Annotated in this window: 18 protein-coding genes; 2 read left to right on the forward strand and 16 right to left on the reverse strand. The window is 42.6% G+C overall.

Annotated features, from left to right (window positions below):
- Positions 1-206: 206 nt before the first annotated feature.
- The 8 genes from ABT997_RS01395 to ABT997_RS01430 form a co-directional block, all read right to left on the reverse strand.
- Positions 207-1277 (reverse strand): ABC transporter substrate-binding protein, encoded by a 1071-nt coding sequence (locus ABT997_RS01395; protein WP_195612037.1) that lies wholly within the window; start codon positions 1275-1277, stop codon positions 207-209.
- Positions 1274-2047, reverse strand: coding sequence for an ABC transporter permease (locus ABT997_RS01400; RefSeq protein WP_048687979.1), 774 nt, complete (start codon positions 2045-2047; stop codon positions 1274-1276). Before ABT997_RS01400 ends, ABT997_RS01395 begins: the two co-directional genes overlap by 4 nt.
- Positions 2044-2850: an ABC transporter permease gene (locus tag ABT997_RS01405; protein WP_048687974.1), complete on the reverse strand. Its 807-nt coding sequence runs from the start codon at positions 2848-2850 to the stop codon at positions 2044-2046. Before ABT997_RS01405 ends, ABT997_RS01400 begins: the two co-directional genes overlap by 4 nt.
- A complete protein-coding gene (locus tag ABT997_RS01410; protein WP_129821952.1) occupies positions 2831-3988 on the reverse strand; it encodes an ABC transporter ATP-binding protein in 1158 nt (385 codons plus the stop codon). The genes ABT997_RS01405 and ABT997_RS01410 overlap by 20 nt, the downstream gene beginning before the upstream one ends.
- Positions 3989-4193: 205 nt before the next feature.
- Positions 4194-5096 (reverse strand): UDP-N-acetylmuramate dehydrogenase, encoded by a 903-nt coding sequence (murB, locus tag ABT997_RS01415; protein ID WP_195549965.1) that lies wholly within the window; start codon positions 5094-5096, stop codon positions 4194-4196.
- 132 nt (positions 5097-5228) lie between these two features.
- A complete protein-coding gene (locus ABT997_RS01420) occupies positions 5229-6155 on the reverse strand; it encodes a hypothetical protein (protein WP_350018561.1) in 927 nt (308 codons plus the stop codon).
- A gap of 157 nt (positions 6156-6312) precedes the next feature.
- Positions 6313-7188, reverse strand: a complete 876-nt coding sequence (gene thrB / locus ABT997_RS01425) for a homoserine kinase (protein WP_270285339.1) — start codon at positions 7186-7188, stop codon at positions 6313-6315.
- A 1-nt stretch (position 7189) separates the two neighbouring features.
- On the reverse strand, positions 7190-8476 hold the full coding sequence (locus ABT997_RS01430) for a homoserine dehydrogenase (protein WP_129269496.1): 1287 nt from the start codon (positions 8474-8476) through the stop codon (positions 7190-7192).
- A gap of 248 nt (positions 8477-8724) precedes the next feature.
- Between ABT997_RS01430 and ABT997_RS01435 the strand changes: the two genes are divergently transcribed.
- Positions 8725-9615 (forward strand): polysaccharide deacetylase family protein, encoded by an 891-nt coding sequence (locus tag ABT997_RS01435; protein ID WP_238662878.1) that lies wholly within the window; start codon positions 8725-8727, stop codon positions 9613-9615.
- 58 nt (positions 9616-9673) lie between these two features.
- On the opposite strand, the gene ABT997_RS01440 is transcribed toward ABT997_RS01435, so the two are convergent.
- From ABT997_RS01440 to ABT997_RS01475, 8 genes are all read right to left on the reverse strand, one after another.
- Positions 9674-10630 (reverse strand): ABC transporter permease, encoded by a 957-nt coding sequence (locus tag ABT997_RS01440; protein ID WP_006596014.1) that lies wholly within the window; start codon positions 10628-10630, stop codon positions 9674-9676.
- A 2-nt stretch (positions 10631-10632) separates the two neighbouring features.
- On the reverse strand, positions 10633-11688 hold the full coding sequence (locus tag ABT997_RS01445; RefSeq protein WP_154857806.1) for an ABC transporter permease: 1056 nt from the start codon (positions 11686-11688) through the stop codon (positions 10633-10635).
- On the reverse strand, positions 11681-13213 hold the full coding sequence (locus tag ABT997_RS01450; RefSeq protein ID WP_129821946.1) for an ABC transporter ATP-binding protein: 1533 nt from the start codon (positions 13211-13213) through the stop codon (positions 11681-11683). The genes ABT997_RS01445 and ABT997_RS01450 overlap by 8 nt, the downstream gene beginning before the upstream one ends.
- Before the next feature lie 137 nt (positions 13214-13350).
- On the reverse strand, positions 13351-14406 hold the full coding sequence (locus ABT997_RS01455) for a BMP family lipoprotein (RefSeq protein WP_129821945.1): 1056 nt from the start codon (positions 14404-14406) through the stop codon (positions 13351-13353).
- Positions 14407-14484: 78 nt separating this feature from the next.
- On the reverse strand, positions 14485-14874 hold the full coding sequence (locus ABT997_RS01460) for a cytidine deaminase (protein ID WP_350018562.1): 390 nt from the start codon (positions 14872-14874) through the stop codon (positions 14485-14487).
- Positions 14861-15523, reverse strand: a complete 663-nt coding sequence (gene deoC, locus ABT997_RS01465) for a deoxyribose-phosphate aldolase (protein ID WP_129821943.1) — start codon at positions 15521-15523, stop codon at positions 14861-14863. The genes ABT997_RS01460 and deoC overlap by 14 nt, the downstream gene beginning before the upstream one ends.
- A gap of 23 nt (positions 15524-15546) precedes the next feature.
- Positions 15547-16824, reverse strand: a complete 1278-nt coding sequence (locus ABT997_RS01470; RefSeq protein ID WP_350018563.1) for a pyrimidine-nucleoside phosphorylase — start codon at positions 16822-16824, stop codon at positions 15547-15549.
- Complete coding sequence (locus tag ABT997_RS01475; protein ID WP_129821941.1) at positions 16821-17414, reverse strand: class I SAM-dependent methyltransferase; 594 nt, start codon at positions 17412-17414, stop codon at positions 16821-16823. Before ABT997_RS01475 ends, ABT997_RS01470 begins: the two co-directional genes overlap by 4 nt.
- Before the next feature lie 95 nt (positions 17415-17509).
- Between ABT997_RS01475 and coaA the strand changes: the two genes are divergently transcribed.
- On the forward strand, positions 17510-18430 hold the full coding sequence (gene coaA / locus ABT997_RS01480; RefSeq protein WP_126404462.1) for a type I pantothenate kinase: 921 nt from the start codon (positions 17510-17512) through the stop codon (positions 18428-18430).
- The last annotated feature ends 100 nt before the right edge of the window (positions 18431-18530 follow it).

Consider the following 18530-nt stretch of genomic DNA (forward strand, 5'->3'; position numbering starts at 1 on the left):
GACTTCATTGTAGTCTCTCTACACTTTATAGTCAAATCAAATAAAAAGGCATTATCAAAATATAATCTTTCTGAAAGTTGAGATAATTGAAAGAACCTATGAGAAAGGTATTTTCGTTTTCAATTCTTCTTTTCACACAAAAAAGCAAGTTTCGAACCGACTATTAACCGGTAGAAACTTGCTTTAACTTTTATAGATATCCTCTCCTACTTCCGATACATCTTCACTTGTAGGTAGAGGTCGTTATAGACTCCCAACCACTTCTTACCAAGTTGTTCATAGACTTCTAAGTTCTTTAGTGTGTCATCACTTGGGTAGAAGGCCTGGTCCTCTTGGACCTCTTCTGGTAGCATCTTCTTAGCTTCTTTGTTCGGTGTGGAATAACCGACATAGAGAGCATTCTTATATGCATTTTCTGGGCGAAGCATGAAGTTGATAAAGGCATAAGCTGCTTCTTTATTCTTCACGGTTTTTGGAATGACAATGTTGTCAAACCAAAGGTTGCTAGCTTCTGATGGGACGACATAGCGGAGGTCCTCATTGGCCTCTAGCATTTGACTGGCTTCACCGGAGAAGGTCACCCCAATAGCCGCATTGTTTTGGATCATGTAGCCTTTCATTTCGTCGGCTACAAGAGCCTTGATATTGGGCATCAAGGTATAGAGCTTATCAACAGACTCTTGTAATTGCTGAGGATCCTTGGAGTTGAGGCTGTAGCCTAAGCTATTGAGTCCAATCCCCATGACCTCACGCGCCCCATCGTACATCATGATGTCATTCTTGTACTCTGGTCTCCATAGATCAGCCCAGTGTTCTGGAACTTTGTCGACCATCTTGGTGTTGTATATGATACCAAGGGTCCCCCAGAAGTAAGGAACTGAGTACTGATTGTCCGGATCAAAATCCAGGTTCAAGAAGCGTGGGTCGATATTGTCTAAGCCTTTCAGTTTAGACTTATCTAATTTTTCAAGCAAGTTTTCGTCCATCATCTTGGCGATCATGTATTCACTTGGAATCGCTATATCGTAAGCCGTCCCCCCTTGCTTGATCTTGGTGTACATGGCTTCATTGGAATCAAAGGTATTGTATTGGACTTGAATGCCTGTCTCCTTGGTAAATTCCTTGAGCAATTCTGGATCGATATAGTCTCCCCAGTTGTAGATGACTAGCTTGTCACTGTCTTTTGGATTGGTTTTGGCTTCAAGACGGGCACTTAGTCCCGCTAACACGAGGATAACCACGACAATCCCTAGCAAGAATGAATAGAGTTTTTTCATACTGTCTCCTCCTTCTCTCTAGTGATGAAGTAATAGCCGACCACCAGTAAGATACTGAAGAGGAAGACCAAGGCAGAAAGGGCATTGATATTCAACGAAATCCCTTGACGAGCCCGTGAGTAGATCTCAACAGACAAGGTCGTAAACCCATTTCCTGTAACAAAGAAGGTCACCGCAAAGTCATCCAAGGAATAGGTAAAGGCCATAAAGTAACCAGCAATGATGGCAGGTGTCAAATAAGGAAGCATGATTTCCTTCAACATCTGTACCTGAGTAGCTCCTAGGTCATAGGCCGCATTGACCATATCACGGTTCATTTCCTTCAAGCGCGGCAAGACCATCAAGACCACGATTGGAATAGAAAAGGCCACGTGACTCATCAAGACAGAAGCAAAGCCCAGCTGGAACTTGATGGTCGTAAAGAGGATCAGGAAGCTAGCCCCAATCATAACGTCAGGTGCCACCATAAGGATGTTATTGATGGACAAAAATGGTCCTTCAAACTTCTTCTTAGACTGGTAAATGTAGATTGCCCCAAAGGTCCCAATAATAGTCGCAATCAAGGCTGACAAGAAGGCCAAGAGGAAGGTCTGTGAGAGGATCAACATGAGACGCGTATCCTCAAAGAGACTTTGGAAATGCTCCAAGGTAAAGCCTGTAAAAGCATTCATATCCCCTCCAGCATTAAAGGCATAGGCAATTAAGTAAAAGATTGGTAGATAAAGGAGCAAGAAAATCAATCCTAAATAGATACGTGAAATCTTTTTCATCGTTCACTCCTTTCTCTCGTTACCCACATGACTAAGAGCATAGCAAGGATCAAGACCACCCCAATGGTGGATCCCATTCCCCAGTTTTGCGTCGTAAGGAAGTGCTGCTCGATGGCAGTCCCAAGGGTAATGACCCGGTTTCCTCCGATCAAACGCGTCAACATGAAGAGACTCAAACTTGGAATAAAGACTGATTGGACACCGGAGCGAACCCCGTTCATAGATAGTGGGAAGACAACTCGACGGAAGGTATCCCACTTGTTAGCTCCTAGGTCATAGCTAGCATTGATGAGGTTTGGATCCAAATCATCCAATACATTGAAGATAGGAAGAATCATAAAAGGCAACTCAATGTAACTAGCAACAAAGATGAAAGAAAAGTCCGTAAAAAGGATCTGTTGCGGACCGATTCCGATGAAGCTCAAGAATTGGTTAATAGATCCCCCTTGACCAAAAATCCCGATAAAGGCATAAGCCTTGAGCAAGAGGTTGACCCAGGTTGGAAGGACAATCAGCATGAGCCAGAGTTGGCGGTGCTTAAGCTGGGTCAAAAAATAAGCTGTCGGGTAAGAAATCAAAAGCGTCACAAAAGTAACGATCCCAGCATAGAGAATGGAGTTGAAGCTCATCTTGAGGTAGGTCCAATTCTGCGCTGTAAAAAAGGTTTGGTAGTTCTCTAAGGAACCTTGTCCTTGGACATTGACAAAGGATTGCCAAATAATCAAAACTACGGGAGCCAAGACAAAGAGGAGGATCCAGAGAAAGTAGGGAACCACAAAGAGGTTAGAGGTTGTTTTCTTCATCTCTTTCCTCCTCGATGGCATTGATCAATCCGGCTTCTTGCTCTTCCACTTCTACGTATTCTTCGATCCGAGCATCAAACTCTTCTTCCGTTTCATTGAGACGCATGACGTGGATATCTTCTGGCTCAAAGTCCAGACCGATTTCCTCACCCACGATAGCCTTACGGGTTGAGTGGATCATCCACTCATTGCCCAATTCATCATAGGCAATGATCTCATAGTGTACCCCTCGGAACAGTTGGGTATCCACTTTTACCTGGAGCTTACCTTCTTCGGGCAGGGTGATTCGCAAGTCTTCGGGACGAATGACGACTTCGACCGGTTCGTTTGGTCTCATCCCTCCATCGACTGACTCAAAGCGTTTACCGTTGAATTCTACTAAGTAGTCTTCGATCATGATCCCTGGAAGGATATTGGACTCACCGATAAAGGTCGCAACAAAATGATTAATGGGCTCATCGTAGATATCAACTGGCGTTCCTGATTGGACGATTTCTCCTTCGTTCATGACAAAGATCCAGTCACTCATCGCTAGCGCTTCTTCCTGGTCGTGGGTTACAAAAACAAAGGTAATACCCAAGCGTTGTTGCAATTCACGGAGCTCATACTGCATGTCAGTCCGTAACTTCAAGTCAAGGGCAGACAAGGGCTCATCCAAGAGGACTACTCGCGGTTCATTGATAATCGCCCGTGCAATGGCTACCCGCTGGCGTTGACCACCAGAAAGTTTCTGGATGGACCGTTTCTCAAAGCCTCCCAATTGCACCATCTTGAGGACTTCTGTTACTCGTCTCTCGATTTCAGACTTGTCAACTTTCTTCAAACGGAGAGGGAAAGCAACATTCTCAAACACATTCATATGTGGGAAAAGGGCATAGGATTGGAAGACGGTATGGACGTCCCGTTTATTGGTCGGTACATCATTGATCCGAACACCATCCAAGAGGACATCTCCTGTCGAAGCGTCTAACAAACCAGCAATGATGTTCAGAATCGTTGATTTACCAGATCCTGAAGCACCGAGGAGGGTATAGAATTTCCCTTCTTCCAACTCAAAGTTGATGTCTTTGAGAACCACTGTATCACTGTCTTCAAATACTTTTGAGACATTTCTAAACTCAATAATTGGTTTTTTCAATTCACATAAATTCCTTCTTTTTCATGCGTTTCCTTCTGAGACCAACCATTAGTCTCATAGGCTGACGAGCGGACCCGTCAGACCACCAACACCTCTCGGGGACTTATAAGACTGCCCCACCTATTTTCGGTATCGATAGGCACTCACCCCCCTTCTAAAGTAGGAAGGGTCTACCTTAGAGTAGCCCCTATTCCATCTCGAACCGTTAATCTTTCCCAATAATACGGACTTCGCGCTCCAAGGTCACCCCAGATGATTTTTCAACTGTCGCAATGACATGGGCAATCAAGTCTTCATAATCTTTGGCAGTACCATGATCGACATTGATCATAAAGCCGGCATGCTTTTCAGAAACCTCCACACCACCAATTCGATGCCCTTTCAATCCTGCTTCACTGATTAATTGACCCGCAAAGTGCCCGACTGGTCGTTTAAAGACCGAACCACAAGACGGATACTCAAGTGGTTGCTTAAGCTCACGCAAATGAGTCAAGCGAGCCATTTCTTGATCGATCTGATCATAATTACCAGGTGCTAAGGCAAACTTGGCAGAAATCACTACGTCACCAGTTTCTTGAATCTTGGAATGGCGATAGCCAAAAGCTAATTCTTCTGCTGTTAAGGTTTTAATTTCTCCTTCTGGCGTCAAGACCTTACATGATTGAAGAATATGGGCAATCTCACCGCCATAGGCACCAGCATTCATATAGACTGCTCCACCGATGCTACCTGGAATCCCACAAGCAAATTCAAAGCCTGTCAAGCTATGGTAGCGGGCTACATGAGTCACATCAATTAGCTTAGCTCCCGCCTCCGCTTCAATCACATAGCCATTGACTCGGACGTCATGAAAATGATCAAACATGATCACAAAGCCTTCAATCCCACTGTCACGGACGATAATATTGGAAGAATTCCCCAAGACCATCCAAGGAATTTCCTGAGCATTAGCAAAGGTGACAATTCGTTTTAATTCATATTGATTGCGTGGAAAGGCTAAATAATCTGCCGCTCCTCCAACCTTGGTATAGGTGTATTGTTTGAGTGGCTCATTGAACAAAATCTCAATACCAGCCAACTCCTCTTTGATTTGGTTTAGGATTTCCATCTCACAACTCTCTTCTATACGTTATCTTATCCATTATAACAAAAACTAGCCCACTTTTCGACTCAGAAGTAAAAAACAGAAGCAGCCAAAGGACCGATTCTGTTTTAATTTTTTAAACAAGGGTTAATTGAATTAGCCAATCTTACGTGCAATGCCACGTGTCTTATGAGTGGACAAGGCTGAACTAATGGCAACACCACCCCCAATAATAGTGAAGACTGCCAACATAAAGAAGTTAAAGAAGTATTTTTCAGGTGCTTCACCATTTAGAACAAGGGTATTGATCAAATCAAATCCATCACTAAAGTCGACTCCAAGTTGCTTAACTGCTTCTAAAGCGTAGTCAAATTGTTGCACGAGAACGATAGTCACTAACAAGAGAATGCTAGAAATAACTGCTCCAAGTTTACTAAATTTCTTCCCTAAGATTTCATAGCCTTTGACAACACAGATACCAAGGATAAAACCAGCATAAAAAGCTACGTAGCCGAGGCGAGCAATGAAAAGAGTAACAGCTCCTCCGATAATGGCACCAATAAAGGCACCGACTGTTCCAAGAAGGACATTTTCTTTCTGACTATTATACGAATCCGTATCAATCTTTAGTTGAGTACTGAGCTCTTGGAAGCTATCTTCGTTCATCAAGAAGAGGGAATCTCCAATCTGATAGAGACCAACTGGTCCTTTTTCACCAGAGTAACCACAAACAGTGTAGAAGCCATTGGTTTGCAAAAATTGCAGGATTTCTGTTAAGGCTTGACGAACGTTTTCAATCGTTTTTGTTTTGGTCATTCCAGCTTTTACAGTGAAAGTTGTGACATATTGGTTGAGGCTAATGCTCTTCAAAACAGAAGAGTCTTTCACCATTTGATGCAATTGAGCCGCTGCTTCTTCTGCATCATCACGCGACACAGAAAGTGCAATGCTAAAAACATTTTTTGTGTCAGTTTCACTCAGTAAGAAGAAATAGCCAGCATTTTCCCCATAAATAGATGAAGTTTCAGGATCATACTGGAATCCAAGTTCCGTAGCAAGTTGATGACGTTCAAAGTCTTTCATTAGAATTACAATCTCCTTTACAATTCTATCTATCTTTCGAATAATTGTTTATTATCCTAAAATAATTTGATAGACAAATGATTTATAGAACTATTTTATCATAGATAAATAAAATTAGATAGACTAATTTAGCCTATCTAATCATTTTTTTATTAAATCAAGATTCGCTGTTCTCTACCTTCACACCAGTTGTGTCAATATTTAAAGAGAAGACCTGACCATTTAAGCCCTTCGATTCTAGGTCTTTGGCAAAGGCTTCTGCATGTTCAACTGGGAGCAAGGTCATAATCGTTGGCCCTGCACCAGAAAGGTAAGTGGCATAAGCATCGTGTTGATGTGCAACTTCTTTCACCTGAGGGAACTCTGCAACCAACTGTTGGCGGTAGCGTTCATGGAAGCGATCCGCTTCGATAGCTTTCCCTGCGACTCTCAAGTCTCCCTTAGCAAGGGCGGCAATAGCCACGTTTGCGATTGCACTAGCTGCAACAGCCTCCTTGTAAGTCCACTCACTTGGAAGAACATTTCGACTATCGCTGGTCTTGAGTTCGTAATTGGGAACAAAGGCTACCAAAGCACATTCAGGGAAGGGAAGGACCAAATGATTGGTCTGCTGATCCACATAGCTCGCTACGACTAGATTTCCAAAAATGGCTGGCGCTACGTTATCCGGATGACCTTCGATTTTTGTCGCAATTTCTAGTTTATCTTCATCACTTAGGGATAATTTGCCCAGTTGATTGGCCAACTCAATCCCTGCTACGATAACAGAGCTGGATGACCCCAAACCACGCGCCAAAGGCACTTCACTGGTCATCTTAAGACGATGAGGAGGCAAATCAGATGCAACTTGGAGAGCGGTTTGAAGCAAGAGATTCTCTTCATCGCTTGGGATTTCCTCTCCCAAGTCATGTTCAATCCACCAGTTTTCTTGCGCTTCTAGCACATCAATGGTCAAATACTTAGAAACAGCGATTCCAACAGAATCAAATCCTGGACCGACATTGGCACTGGTCGCTGGTACTGTAATTCTCATCTTATTCTCCCAATACTTTAAAGGTATTCAACAAGGTAAAGTCAGCTTCAGCATCAATTTTCTCAATGATGTGGTGCAATTGTGTTTGATTCAATTGGTGAGTGATAATCACAACACGAGCCACAGAATCTTTAGCACCTGCTTGAAGAACCTGCTTAAAGGAAACATCTTCTTGGTTGAAAATTTGTGCCAACTTGAGCAATTGTCCCTTCATATCTGGAGTTTGAATAGAGAAGTAATAATCACTCTTCACATCTTCTGGTTTAGCCAATTGCACAGGACGGCTGTATTCGTTAAAGGCTTTTCCAATTGTTCCCTCATTGAGGCGACGAACAATGCGAATAATGTCAGCGACTACACTAGTGGCTGTTGGTTTTTGACCTGCACCAGGACCATAGTACATAGACTCACCAATCCCGATCGATTCCACATAGACTGCATTCATGACACCATTCACGCCAGCTAGTGGGTGTGCTTTTGGTAAGAAGGTTGGAGTTACTTCTGCTGAGAGACCAGAAGGAGTTTCTTCGATAGATCCCACCAATTTGATTACATAGCCTAAACTTTGAGCCACAGCAACATCCTCAGGAGTAATGTTGCGGATCCCCTTATGACCTACTTGGTCAAACTGAACGTTCATCCCAAAAGCAAACTGGCTCAAAATCACCATTTTGTAGGCCGCATCAATCCCATCTACGTCATTGGTTGGGTCACTTTCCGCATAGCCCAACTCTTGGGCCTTAGCTAAAGCATCTTCATAAGACCAGCCCTCTTCGACCATCTTGGTCATCATAAAGTTGGAGGTTCCATTGACCACACCGAGTACGCGAGTCACTTTATCTGCAGCGAGAGAGTTTACCAAGGTACGAAGGATTGGAATACCTCCAGCTACTGCTGCTTCATAATAGAGGGCAACGCCATGCTCTTTGGCGATCGCAATCAACTCAGCTCCATGAACCGCAAGCAAATCTTTATTAGCTGTTACGACATGTTTTCCAGCTTGAAGAGCTCGTGTAATAAAGGTCTTAGCTGGCTCAATTCGACCCATCAATTCAACCACGATGGCAATGTCTTTGTCTTCAATGATCTCATCAACATTGGTCACAAAGTTATAGTCATGACCAGCAGCTAATAAGCGGGCTTTCTCTTCTTCATCCTTGACAAGAACTTTAGCTACTTCAATTTCAGACTGAGCAGCTTGGCTGATCTTTTCATGGTTTTCTTTTAATAAAAATGGTACGCCACTGGCAACAGTACCAAATCCTAGTAAGGCAATTTTTACAGACATGTTGGTCTCCTTAAAAATCTAATATAGTCTATTATATCAAAAACTAGCCCCTTCTGACTAGTTCTATGGCCTTCTTCCTCTACAAGAACTCCACTTTCTCAGATTTAAATCTTCTCACTAAACGTACTAGCAAGCCATTCCTTCAAAAATCAAGGAGATTTCCCAAAATTTTAGTCCATTTGTAACTTTGTCTTGAAAAGATTTCCTGCCCCTATGATATAATGATAATGAATTAGAAAGGGGTCTCTATGAATCACCGAAAAAGACGTGTCCCAAAGAAAATACGCTTACTACTTATTTTAAATGCTTTTCTGCTAACCTGCATATTCTTTTTAGGTTTTCTCTTATTAAAACGGGGGGCTAGCACTCCTGTTGCTGACAAGCAGGAAACAAATACAAGTCAGACGATGAAACAGCCAGGAGCTACCACTAAATGGGTAAAACAAGATCAACCTGTAAAAATACCGATCCTCATGTACCACGCCGTTCACACGATGGCTCCTTCTGAAGAAGCCAATGCCAACCTTATTGTAGCACCAGAAACTTTCGAGAGTCATCTCAAAGCCTTAAAAGAGGCCGGTTACTACACTTTAACTCCTGAAGAAGCTTATCGGGCACTCACAAAAAACGAACTGCCGGAAGGTGGCAAAGTCGTTTGGTTGACCTTTGATGATGGAATCGCTGACTTTTATACCATAGTCTATCCTCTCCTAAAAAAATACCAAATGACCGCAACCAACAATATCATTACTTCCTTTTCTGACGAAGAAAGACCTAGTGTTTTAACCTTCGATCAGATCAAAGAAATGAAAGCGCAAGGTATGACGTTTGAGAGTCATACGGTATCTCACCCAGACTTGGCCAAATCAGATAGCTCTCGTCAGGAATCTGAATTGGCAACTTCCAAACAAGTACTAGACAAGAAACTCCATCAAACTACTACTACCATTGTTTACCCTGCCGGCCGCTACTCTGATGTCACCATGGAACTAGCAGAAAACAATGGTTACAAAATGGGCTTAACGACCAACAATGGACTAGCTAGTCTAGACGATGGCCTCTACTCACTAAAACGCCTGCGGATCTTACCAACTACAACAGCAGAAAACCTACTTGCCGAAATGCAACCTAATCCATAAACATACAAAAAGCACGAGTCCGAATGACTCGTGCTTTCTTTCTCCATAATGGAGGCTTTTATTTGGATTTGATGTAGTTCACACCATCTGCTTTTGGTGCAACCGACTTACCAAAGAAGGCTGCTAGTACGATGATAGTCAACACATACGGAGCAATACGGAGGTATACTCCAGGAATATGGGCAAGGAAAGGAATCTGCGTAGATACGACCGCCAAGGCTTGTGAAAGACCAAAGAATAGACTTGATAGCATGGCACCGATTGGGCTCCATTTACCAAAGATCATAGCCGCTAGGGCGATAAATCCAGGTCCCACAATGGTAGTGGCAGAGAAATTGACAGAAGCAGATTGCGCATACAAGGCACCCCCAACTCCTCCTAAAAATCCAGAGATGAGCACACCGTAGTAACGCATGAGGTAAACATTAATCCCTAGGGTATCCGCAGCTTGTGGATGTTCACCGACTGAGCGAAGGCGAAGACCAAATTTCGTTTTAAACATGATAAACCATGCTACAAATGAAAATCCAATCGCGACATATCCCATTAAACTTGTATTCTTGAAGAAGATATCACCAATGACAGGGATATCAGACAAGAAAGGAAAATCAAATTTACCAAATGACAAATCGATGTTGTTGGTTTGGCCTTTTCCGTAGATAGCTTTTACCAAGAAGACGGCTAAGGCAGGAGCCAACAAGTTCAACACCGTACCACTCACCACATGGTCAGCACGGAAGTTAATAGTCGCTACCGCATGGATGGCAGAGAAAATAAGACCAACCAAACCACCTGCAAGGAGAGACAACCAGATTGTCATGCCACCAAGAGAGCTAGCAAAAGTCAAGTTAAACACAACCCCTGTGAAAGCTCCCATAACCATGATACCTTCCAAACCGACATTAACGACACCAGCATGTTCGGAGTAGGCTCCTCCGATACTAGTGAAAATGAGGGGAGCAGCATAGACCAGCATATTCGATACAAGAATCGTTAGTATAGCAACAGTATTCATTCTTACTCTGCTCCTTTCATTTGTTTCTTAGGCTTGATGTATTTTTCAATAATGTAATGAGCACTTACAAAGAAGATAATCGAAGCTGTCACAATATTGACAAGTTCTGGTGGAATAGTCGCTGTGGTCATACCTGGCGCACCTGTTTGCAAGGTTCCAAGCAAGAAGGCCGCAAAGACAATTCCAATAGGAGAATTGCTAGCAAGGAGAGCAACTGCCATCCCATTAAATCCAACAGCCAAGGAACCAGCTTGAACATAAACGTTCTGGAAGGTACCAATTCCTTCTACTGCTCCACCGATCCCACAGAGGGCACCTGAAATCACCATGGAAAGGATGATGGTCCGTTTAGCTGACATCCCTGCATAGTCTGAAGCATTGGGGTTAAGACCAACAGAACGAATTTCAAATCCAAGTGTTGTTTTCTTGATAATGAACCAAATCACTGCAACGGCAATCAAAGCAATGAAGATCCCGATATTCATCCGTGACTTAGTCAATTCTGTCAAGAACCCTAGGCGGTAACTTGCATTTGCTCCTACTGTGATACTAGATTCAGAATCGACCATGAACTTTTTAGGGAAGTTCCGGATGATTTCATTTCCAGCAAACAGTACGATGTAGTTCATCATAATGGTAACGATCACTTCACTCGTTCCCAAAAATGCTCGTAGGAGTCCTGGAATCAATCCAATGAGACCACCGGCAATTGCAGCCACAAGGACGGTCAAAGGAATCATTAGAACGCGAGGAATATCTGGGAAGGATAGAGCGAACCATACAGCCGCAATCCAACCTGCCAAAGCTTGTCCAGGTAAGCCGACATTAAAAAATCCAGCTCGACTGGCTATCGCAAATCCGAGAGCAATCAATATCAGTGGCCCCATAGTACGGAAAATTTCACCCACATTTTTTATGGAACCAAAAGCTGTCTTGAAGAGTTCTTCATAACCCCAAAGAGCATCATAACCAAAGATCCACATAATAATGGCTCCGAGGATGATTCCTAGGATTACAGAAATAAAAGGAATAGCAATTTGTCTTGTATTTTTATTCATTTGAAGCCTCCTTGATTTCTCCACCAGCCATTAGAATACCAAGCTCTTGTTTGTTGGTCTCAGACGGCTTCACAATACCTTGGATTTTTCCATCATGAATAACAGCAATCCGGTCTGATAGATTTAGAATTTCATCTAATTCGAAGCTGACAACGAGGACGGCTTTTCCTTTATCACGTTCACCAATCAAACGTTTATGGATGTACTCGATCGCACCAACGTCCAATCCACGTGTCGGTTGGCTAACGATTAACAAATCTGGATTCCGATCAACTTCACGAGCAATGATGGCTTTTTGTTGATTTCCTCCTGATAGAGCACTTGCTGGAACAATCTCATTGGCTGCACGAACATCAAATTCTTCCATCAACTTGCGAGCATAGGAATTAATTTGATTGTAATTCAACACACCATTCTTGCTAAGAGGTTCTTTGTAGTAAGTTTGAAGTGCGATGTTTTCAGAAAGCATCATTTCAAGCACAAGACCATCGCGATGACGATCTTCAGGCACGTGGCTGACATTCATTTCAGTAATCTTACGTGGGGAAAGGCCAACAACTTCTTGTCCCTTAATTTTGATACTGCCTGATTTGACTTTGCGAAGTCCGGTAATAGCCTGGATCAATTCACTCTGACCATTTCCGTCAATCCCTGCAATTCCGACAATTTCGCCTGCACGAACATCAAGAGATAGTTCTTTGACCGCAGGAACACCACGGTTTTCATTCACGACCAAGTCAGAAATTTGCAGAACCACTTCTTTAGGTTGCGCTTCTTCCTTTTCTGTTACGAAAGACACTGAGCGCCCAACCATCATTTCCGCCAAGTCTTTATTGGTAGCACCTTCGATGCCAACTGTTTGAATGGATTTCCCACGACGAATAACTGTGACACGGTCTGCGACGGCACGAATTTCGTCCAGTTTGTGAGTGATGAGGATAATGGATTTGCCTTCTTTAACGAGGGTTTTCATAATATCCATTAACTCCAAAATTTCAGCAGGAGTTAGCACTGCTGTAGGCTCGTCGAAAATCAGAATATCAGCTCCGCGATAGAGTGTCTTCAAGATTTCTACACGTTGTTGAGCCCCAACAGAAATATCTTCAACTTTTGCTGTAGGATCCACAGCCAAGCCGTAGCGTTCAGATAACTCTAGAATATCTGCATTAGCTTTTTTCAAATCTAATACACCCTTGTTCGTTACTTCGCTACCAAGAATGATATTTTCTGCAACAGTGAAAGCCTCTACCAACATGAAGTGCTGGTGAACCATCCCGATCCCTAGAGAAGCAGCCTTTGAAGGGGAATCTAGTTTTTCAGATTTCCCATTGACCACAATTTCTCCGCTCGTTGGCTCCAAAAGACCAGCCAACATATTCATCAGGGTTGATTTCCCAGCTCCATTTTCACCAAGAAGTGCATGAATTTCACCTTTACGCAATTCGAGGTTGATTTTGTCGTTTGCGACAAATTCACCAAAGATTTTGGTAATTTCACGCATCTCAATGACGTTTTCGTGTGCCATTCGAATATTCCTTTCTAGAAAACTATATTTTATTTCAGTAGGACCTGCTAAACGAGTTAGTAAGTTCTATTGAGACAAAATGTCTCAACACCTCATAAAAAAGCGACCCAAGAAGGATGGATCGCTTCTGGAAGGTTTTATTTCTCAGGTGCTTTTACACTACCATCAATAATTTGTTTTTTAGCATCTTCTACTGCTTTTTTAGCATCTTCTGAAAGATTAGAAGTTGTCAAATCAACACCAGCATCTTTCAAACCAAATGTAATTACTTTTCCACCTGGGAATTTACCGTCAGCAGTTTGAGTTGCGATTTCTTGAACAGTTTTACCAACTTGTTTCAAAGTAGAAGCCAATACGAAGTTAGATTCTTTACCATCTTTTGAAGTGTATTTACCTTCATCAACTTGGTCACGGTCTACACCAATAACCCAAACTTTTTCGTCTTCGTTTTTCTTCTCGTTCAAGTCTTTTGCTTCCTTGAAGACACCAGCTCCTGTACCACCAGCAGCTTGGTAAATAACGTCAGCTCCTGCAGCGTATTGTGTTGCTGCAATTGTTCTACCTTTTTCAGGGTTGTTGAAGTCTTCAGCATATTGTACATCAACTGAAATGTCTTTGTTTACAGACTTCACGCCTGCTTCAAATCCTTTTTCAAAACGAGTGATAACTTCACCACGTGCTCCACCGATGAAACCAACTTTGTTTGTTTTCGTAGTTTTGGCAGCAGCAACCCCTGCAAGATAAGCAGCTTCATTATCTGCAAAAACAGCAGATGCTACGTTCTTCTTATCACCAACAACAGAGTCAATGATAACATAGTTGATATCAGCATTTTCATCTGCAGCTGCTGTAACAGCTGGAGCAAGTTTGTAACCAACACCGTAAACTAATTTGTAGCCGTTTGTAGCAGCTTGGCTAAAGTTATTCGCAAAATCTGCTTCACTTGTAGATTGGAAATAAGTGAATCCGTTATCTTTAGAAAGACCGTTTTCTTTACCCCAAGCTTGTAGACCTTCCCATGCAGATTGGTTAAATGATTTGTCATCAACACCACCTGTGTCAGTAACGATAGCAGCTTTCAAATCAGTTTTTGCATCTGAAGAATCTTTGCGAGACGCACGATTTCCACATGCAGCAAGTCCGATTGCAGCGACAGTTACTAGACCTAGGCCTAACCATTGTTTCTTGTTCATTTCTGAACCTCCTAAATAAGATATGCAACTAAGTTGCGGATTAATGAAAGGGTCAATAGACCGCCTTTACAGATGTTACTAGGTAAGATCTGTAAAGGAATATGGAAGCAATTCCTTGACCGTCATCACGACCGTCGATTTATCTTTGGCTACCAGAGTAACCGGTAGGTCTGGCTCGAAAAATTCAGCCATCACCTGGCGACAAGCACCACAGGGTGAAACTGGTTTTTCCGTCTGACCATAAATAATTAATTCCTTAAATAAACGCTCTCCTTCTGAAACAGCCTTAAAGATGGCTGTCCGCTCGCCACAATTGGTCAAGCCGAAGCTCGCATTTTCAATATTGACGCCTGTATAAATCTTCCCCTCATCTGTCACAAGAACAGCACCAATTGGAAAACGAGAATAAGGCACGTAAGCATTCTCGCTTGTTTTTACAGCTAGGTCAATCAACTCAGTAGTCGCCATGGGCTACTTCTCCCTTCATGATGGCTACTCCAGAGGAAGTACCGATTCGGTTAGCACCCGCTTGGATCATGGCTTGAGCATCCTCATAGCTACGAGTGCCACCAGATGCTTTCACTCCCATATCCGGTCCAACAACCTCGCGCATGAGAGCTACATCCTCAACAGTTGCTCCACCAGTAGAGAAGCCAGTCGAAGTTTTCACAAAATCTGCTCCTGCCAATTTGGCAATCTGACAAGCCACTACTTTTTCAGTTTCAGTTAATAAGCAAGTTTCGATAATCACTTTTACCAAGCGATCGCCACTAGCATCCACAACGGCCTGAATATCTTCTTCTACTAATGTCAGATTTTTTGATTTCAAGGCACCGATATTGATGACCATGTCAATCTCATCGGCTCCATTTTGGATGGCATTTTGAGTTTCAAATGCTTTAACAACTGGTGTGTTCGCGCCAAGAGGAAAACCAATCACCGTACACACTTTTACATCTGAATCCCGAAGTCCTTCTGCAGCGAAGTTAACCCAGGTCGGTTGGACACAAACACTCGCAAAATCATATTCTTTCGCTTCTTCGATCAAAGCCTCGATTTGTTCTTGTTGTGCATCAGGTTTTAATAATGTGTGGTCAATATATTTGTTTAATTTCATTAATAAATCTCCCCCCAAACGAATTACGAAACGATTTCAATAATCTCTGAAACGCTTACAACCTCGTCTAGTATTTTAACATTTTTTTGGAATTCTGCAATGTTTTTTTGACAAATTTCTAGATTTGTATAAATAGTTGCAACAAGCTCCCCTTTTTGAACAGGATCACCGACTTTCTTAGCAAAAACAATTCCTGTTTCATAGTCTAAATCATCTGATTTTACTGCTCTGCCAGCCCCCAGACGCATAGCGAAGAGTCCGTGTTCCATGGCAGGCAAGGCTGCAATATAGCCATCCTCTTCTGCATAGACAGGCACCTGTTTTTTTACCTGAACTGGACGGTAGAGATCTTCTAAATCGCCACCTTGAGCGAGGACCATTTCTTCAAATTTCTTCAGAGCTTTGCCGGCTGTCAAATGTTGCTTGACTTCTTCCAAGCTAGCCGTCACTCCGCCAAGCTCCAACATAATTTGAGCCAATTCACAAATAAAGTGGGTGACATCTTCTCTGCCTTTGCCTTGAAGAATATCTAAGGCTTCAAGAATTTCCAAACGGTTCCCAATGCTGGTTCCCAAAGGTTGGCTCATATCCGTCAAGACAGCAATGGTCTTGCGCCCGACAGCATTTCCAAGGTCCACCATAGTGCGGGCCAATTCACGCGCCTCTTCGATGGTCTTCATAAAGGCCCCTTCTCCAACGGTAACATCGAGAAGGATAGCATCTGCTCCAGCCGCAATCTTCTTACTCATGACGGAACTGGCAATTAAGGGAATCGTGTCAACTGTTGCCGTCACATCTCGAAGTGCATAGAGAAGCTTATCCGCCATGACCAATTGATCAGATTGGCCGATAACAGAAAGACCAATGTCTTGTACTTGTTTGATGAACTCTTCTTGGGTCCGCTCAATTTGGAATCCTTTAATCGATTCCAATTTATCAATGGTCCCCCCTGTATGTCCAAGACCACGACCACTCATCTTGGCTACTGGAACTCCAAAGCTGGCTACTAGAGGGGCCAGTACAATCGTTACTTTGTCCCCTACACCACCTGTTGAGTGTTTGTCCACCTTGATGCCTTTAATAGCAGAGAGGTCGAATTGCTCCCCTGTTTCCACCATCTTCATGGTCAAATCTGATATTTCTCGAGTCGTCATTCCCTTGAAATAAACCGCCATGGCAAAGGCAGCCATTTGATAGTCCGGTACTGTTCCCGCTACATAGCCCTCAATCAGCCAGTGAATTTCTTCTTTACTCAACTCAATGCCATCACGTTTTTTCTGAATGATATCTACAGCTCTCATGTAACTTTCTCACTCCTTAAAATATAATAACCTTTGTCTTTTTTGAGGATTTCACAGTTTCCAAAGACTTCTTCCATTTTTGCTTTCGCACTGGGAGCACCTTGTTTTTTCTGAATGACAATGGTTAGGTCTCCACCAGGATTCAAATGGTCAAAGCTTCCAGAAAGTACTTCATGAACTACCTTTTTCCCAGCCCGAATGGGAGGGTTACTGATAATATGGTCAAAACACCCCTCAACCTCATCATAGACATTGGATTGGAAGATCTTAGCTTCGACTTTATTTAAAGCCGCATTTTTCTGAGCTAGATCAAGGGCACGTGTATTAACGTCTACCATAGTAGCATGAACCCCTTGCGCTTTAACCAAAGAGAGACCAAGAGGACCATACCCGCAACCGACGTCCAAAACCATCTCTCCTTGCTGAAAAGACAGACAAGACAAGAGGACCTGGCTGCCAAAATCGATCATTTTCTTACTAAAAACACCGGCATCCGTCAAAAATTTCATCCGCTCTCCTAGAAGGACCACATGTAACTCATGGATATCATGTTGAGCATCTGGATGTTCATCATAGTACATTTTACTCATACTAGCATTATAGCATAATTTAACCTATTTTTAAATCGTTTACAGAAGATCTTAAAACTGATATACTAAAGGTCACTATGGAGGAAAAGCTTGAAATGGATAAAGAATTTCTACACTTCGAAAAGATCAATCGACAAACTTGGCAAAATCTCCACCGGAAATCAACTCCTCCTCTATCTGAAGAGGAATTGAATTCAATCAAGAGTTTTAATGACCTCATTAGTTTACAAGATGTAACAGACATTTATTTACCCCTGACACACTTAATTCAAATCTACAAAAAAGCGAAAGAAGACTTAGCTTTCTCTAAAGGCATCTTTCTCCAACAGGAAAGCAAAAAACAGCCTTTTATGATTGGAATTTCAGGGTCTGTGGCTGTCGGCAAATCAACGACTAGTCGCCTCCTTCAAATCCTTCTTTCTCGAACCTTTTCCGGTTCTACAGTGGAGCTAGTGACGACAGATGGCTTCTTATATCCCAATGCGACCCTGATTGAACAAAACATTCTCAATCGCAAGGGCTTCCCTGAAAGTTATGATATGGAACTTCTCTTAGATTTCTTGAATCAGCTTAAAAATGGTCAGAGTTACCAGATTCCCGTTTATTCTCACGAGATTTATGATATCGTCCCTGACCAGAAGCAAACCATCCAAGCTGCAGACTTCATTATCGTAGAAGGGATCAATGTTTTTCAGAATCCTCAAAATGATCGTCTCTATATGACGGACTTCTTTGACTTTTCCATCTATGTGGATGCTGAGGTTGCCAACATTGAGTCTTGGTATATTGATCGCTTTAAAAAGTTGTTGGACCGTGCAAAGGATGACCCAAGCAACTACTACCACCGCTTTACCCAGCAACCAGAAGCTGAAGTCCTAGCCTTCGCTCATCAGGTATGGGAGTCGATCAATCTCTTAAATCTAAAAGACTATATCGAACCCACTCGAAACCGAGCCGAACTGATTCTGCACAAAGCTGCCAACCATGAAATCGATGAAATCTATCTCAAGAGATAAAGAGATTGTAACAAAACGACCCCCAAAAGATGGCGATTCGAAGAAAAATTAGTTTGGGCTTGTCAAAAGAAAAGTTTTCAGATATAATAAGAGAGTTAGA

The sequence above is a fragment of the Streptococcus australis genome, assembly GCF_040226615.1.
GTDB classification, from domain to species: Bacteria; Bacillota; Bacilli; order Lactobacillales; family Streptococcaceae; genus Streptococcus; species Streptococcus australis_E.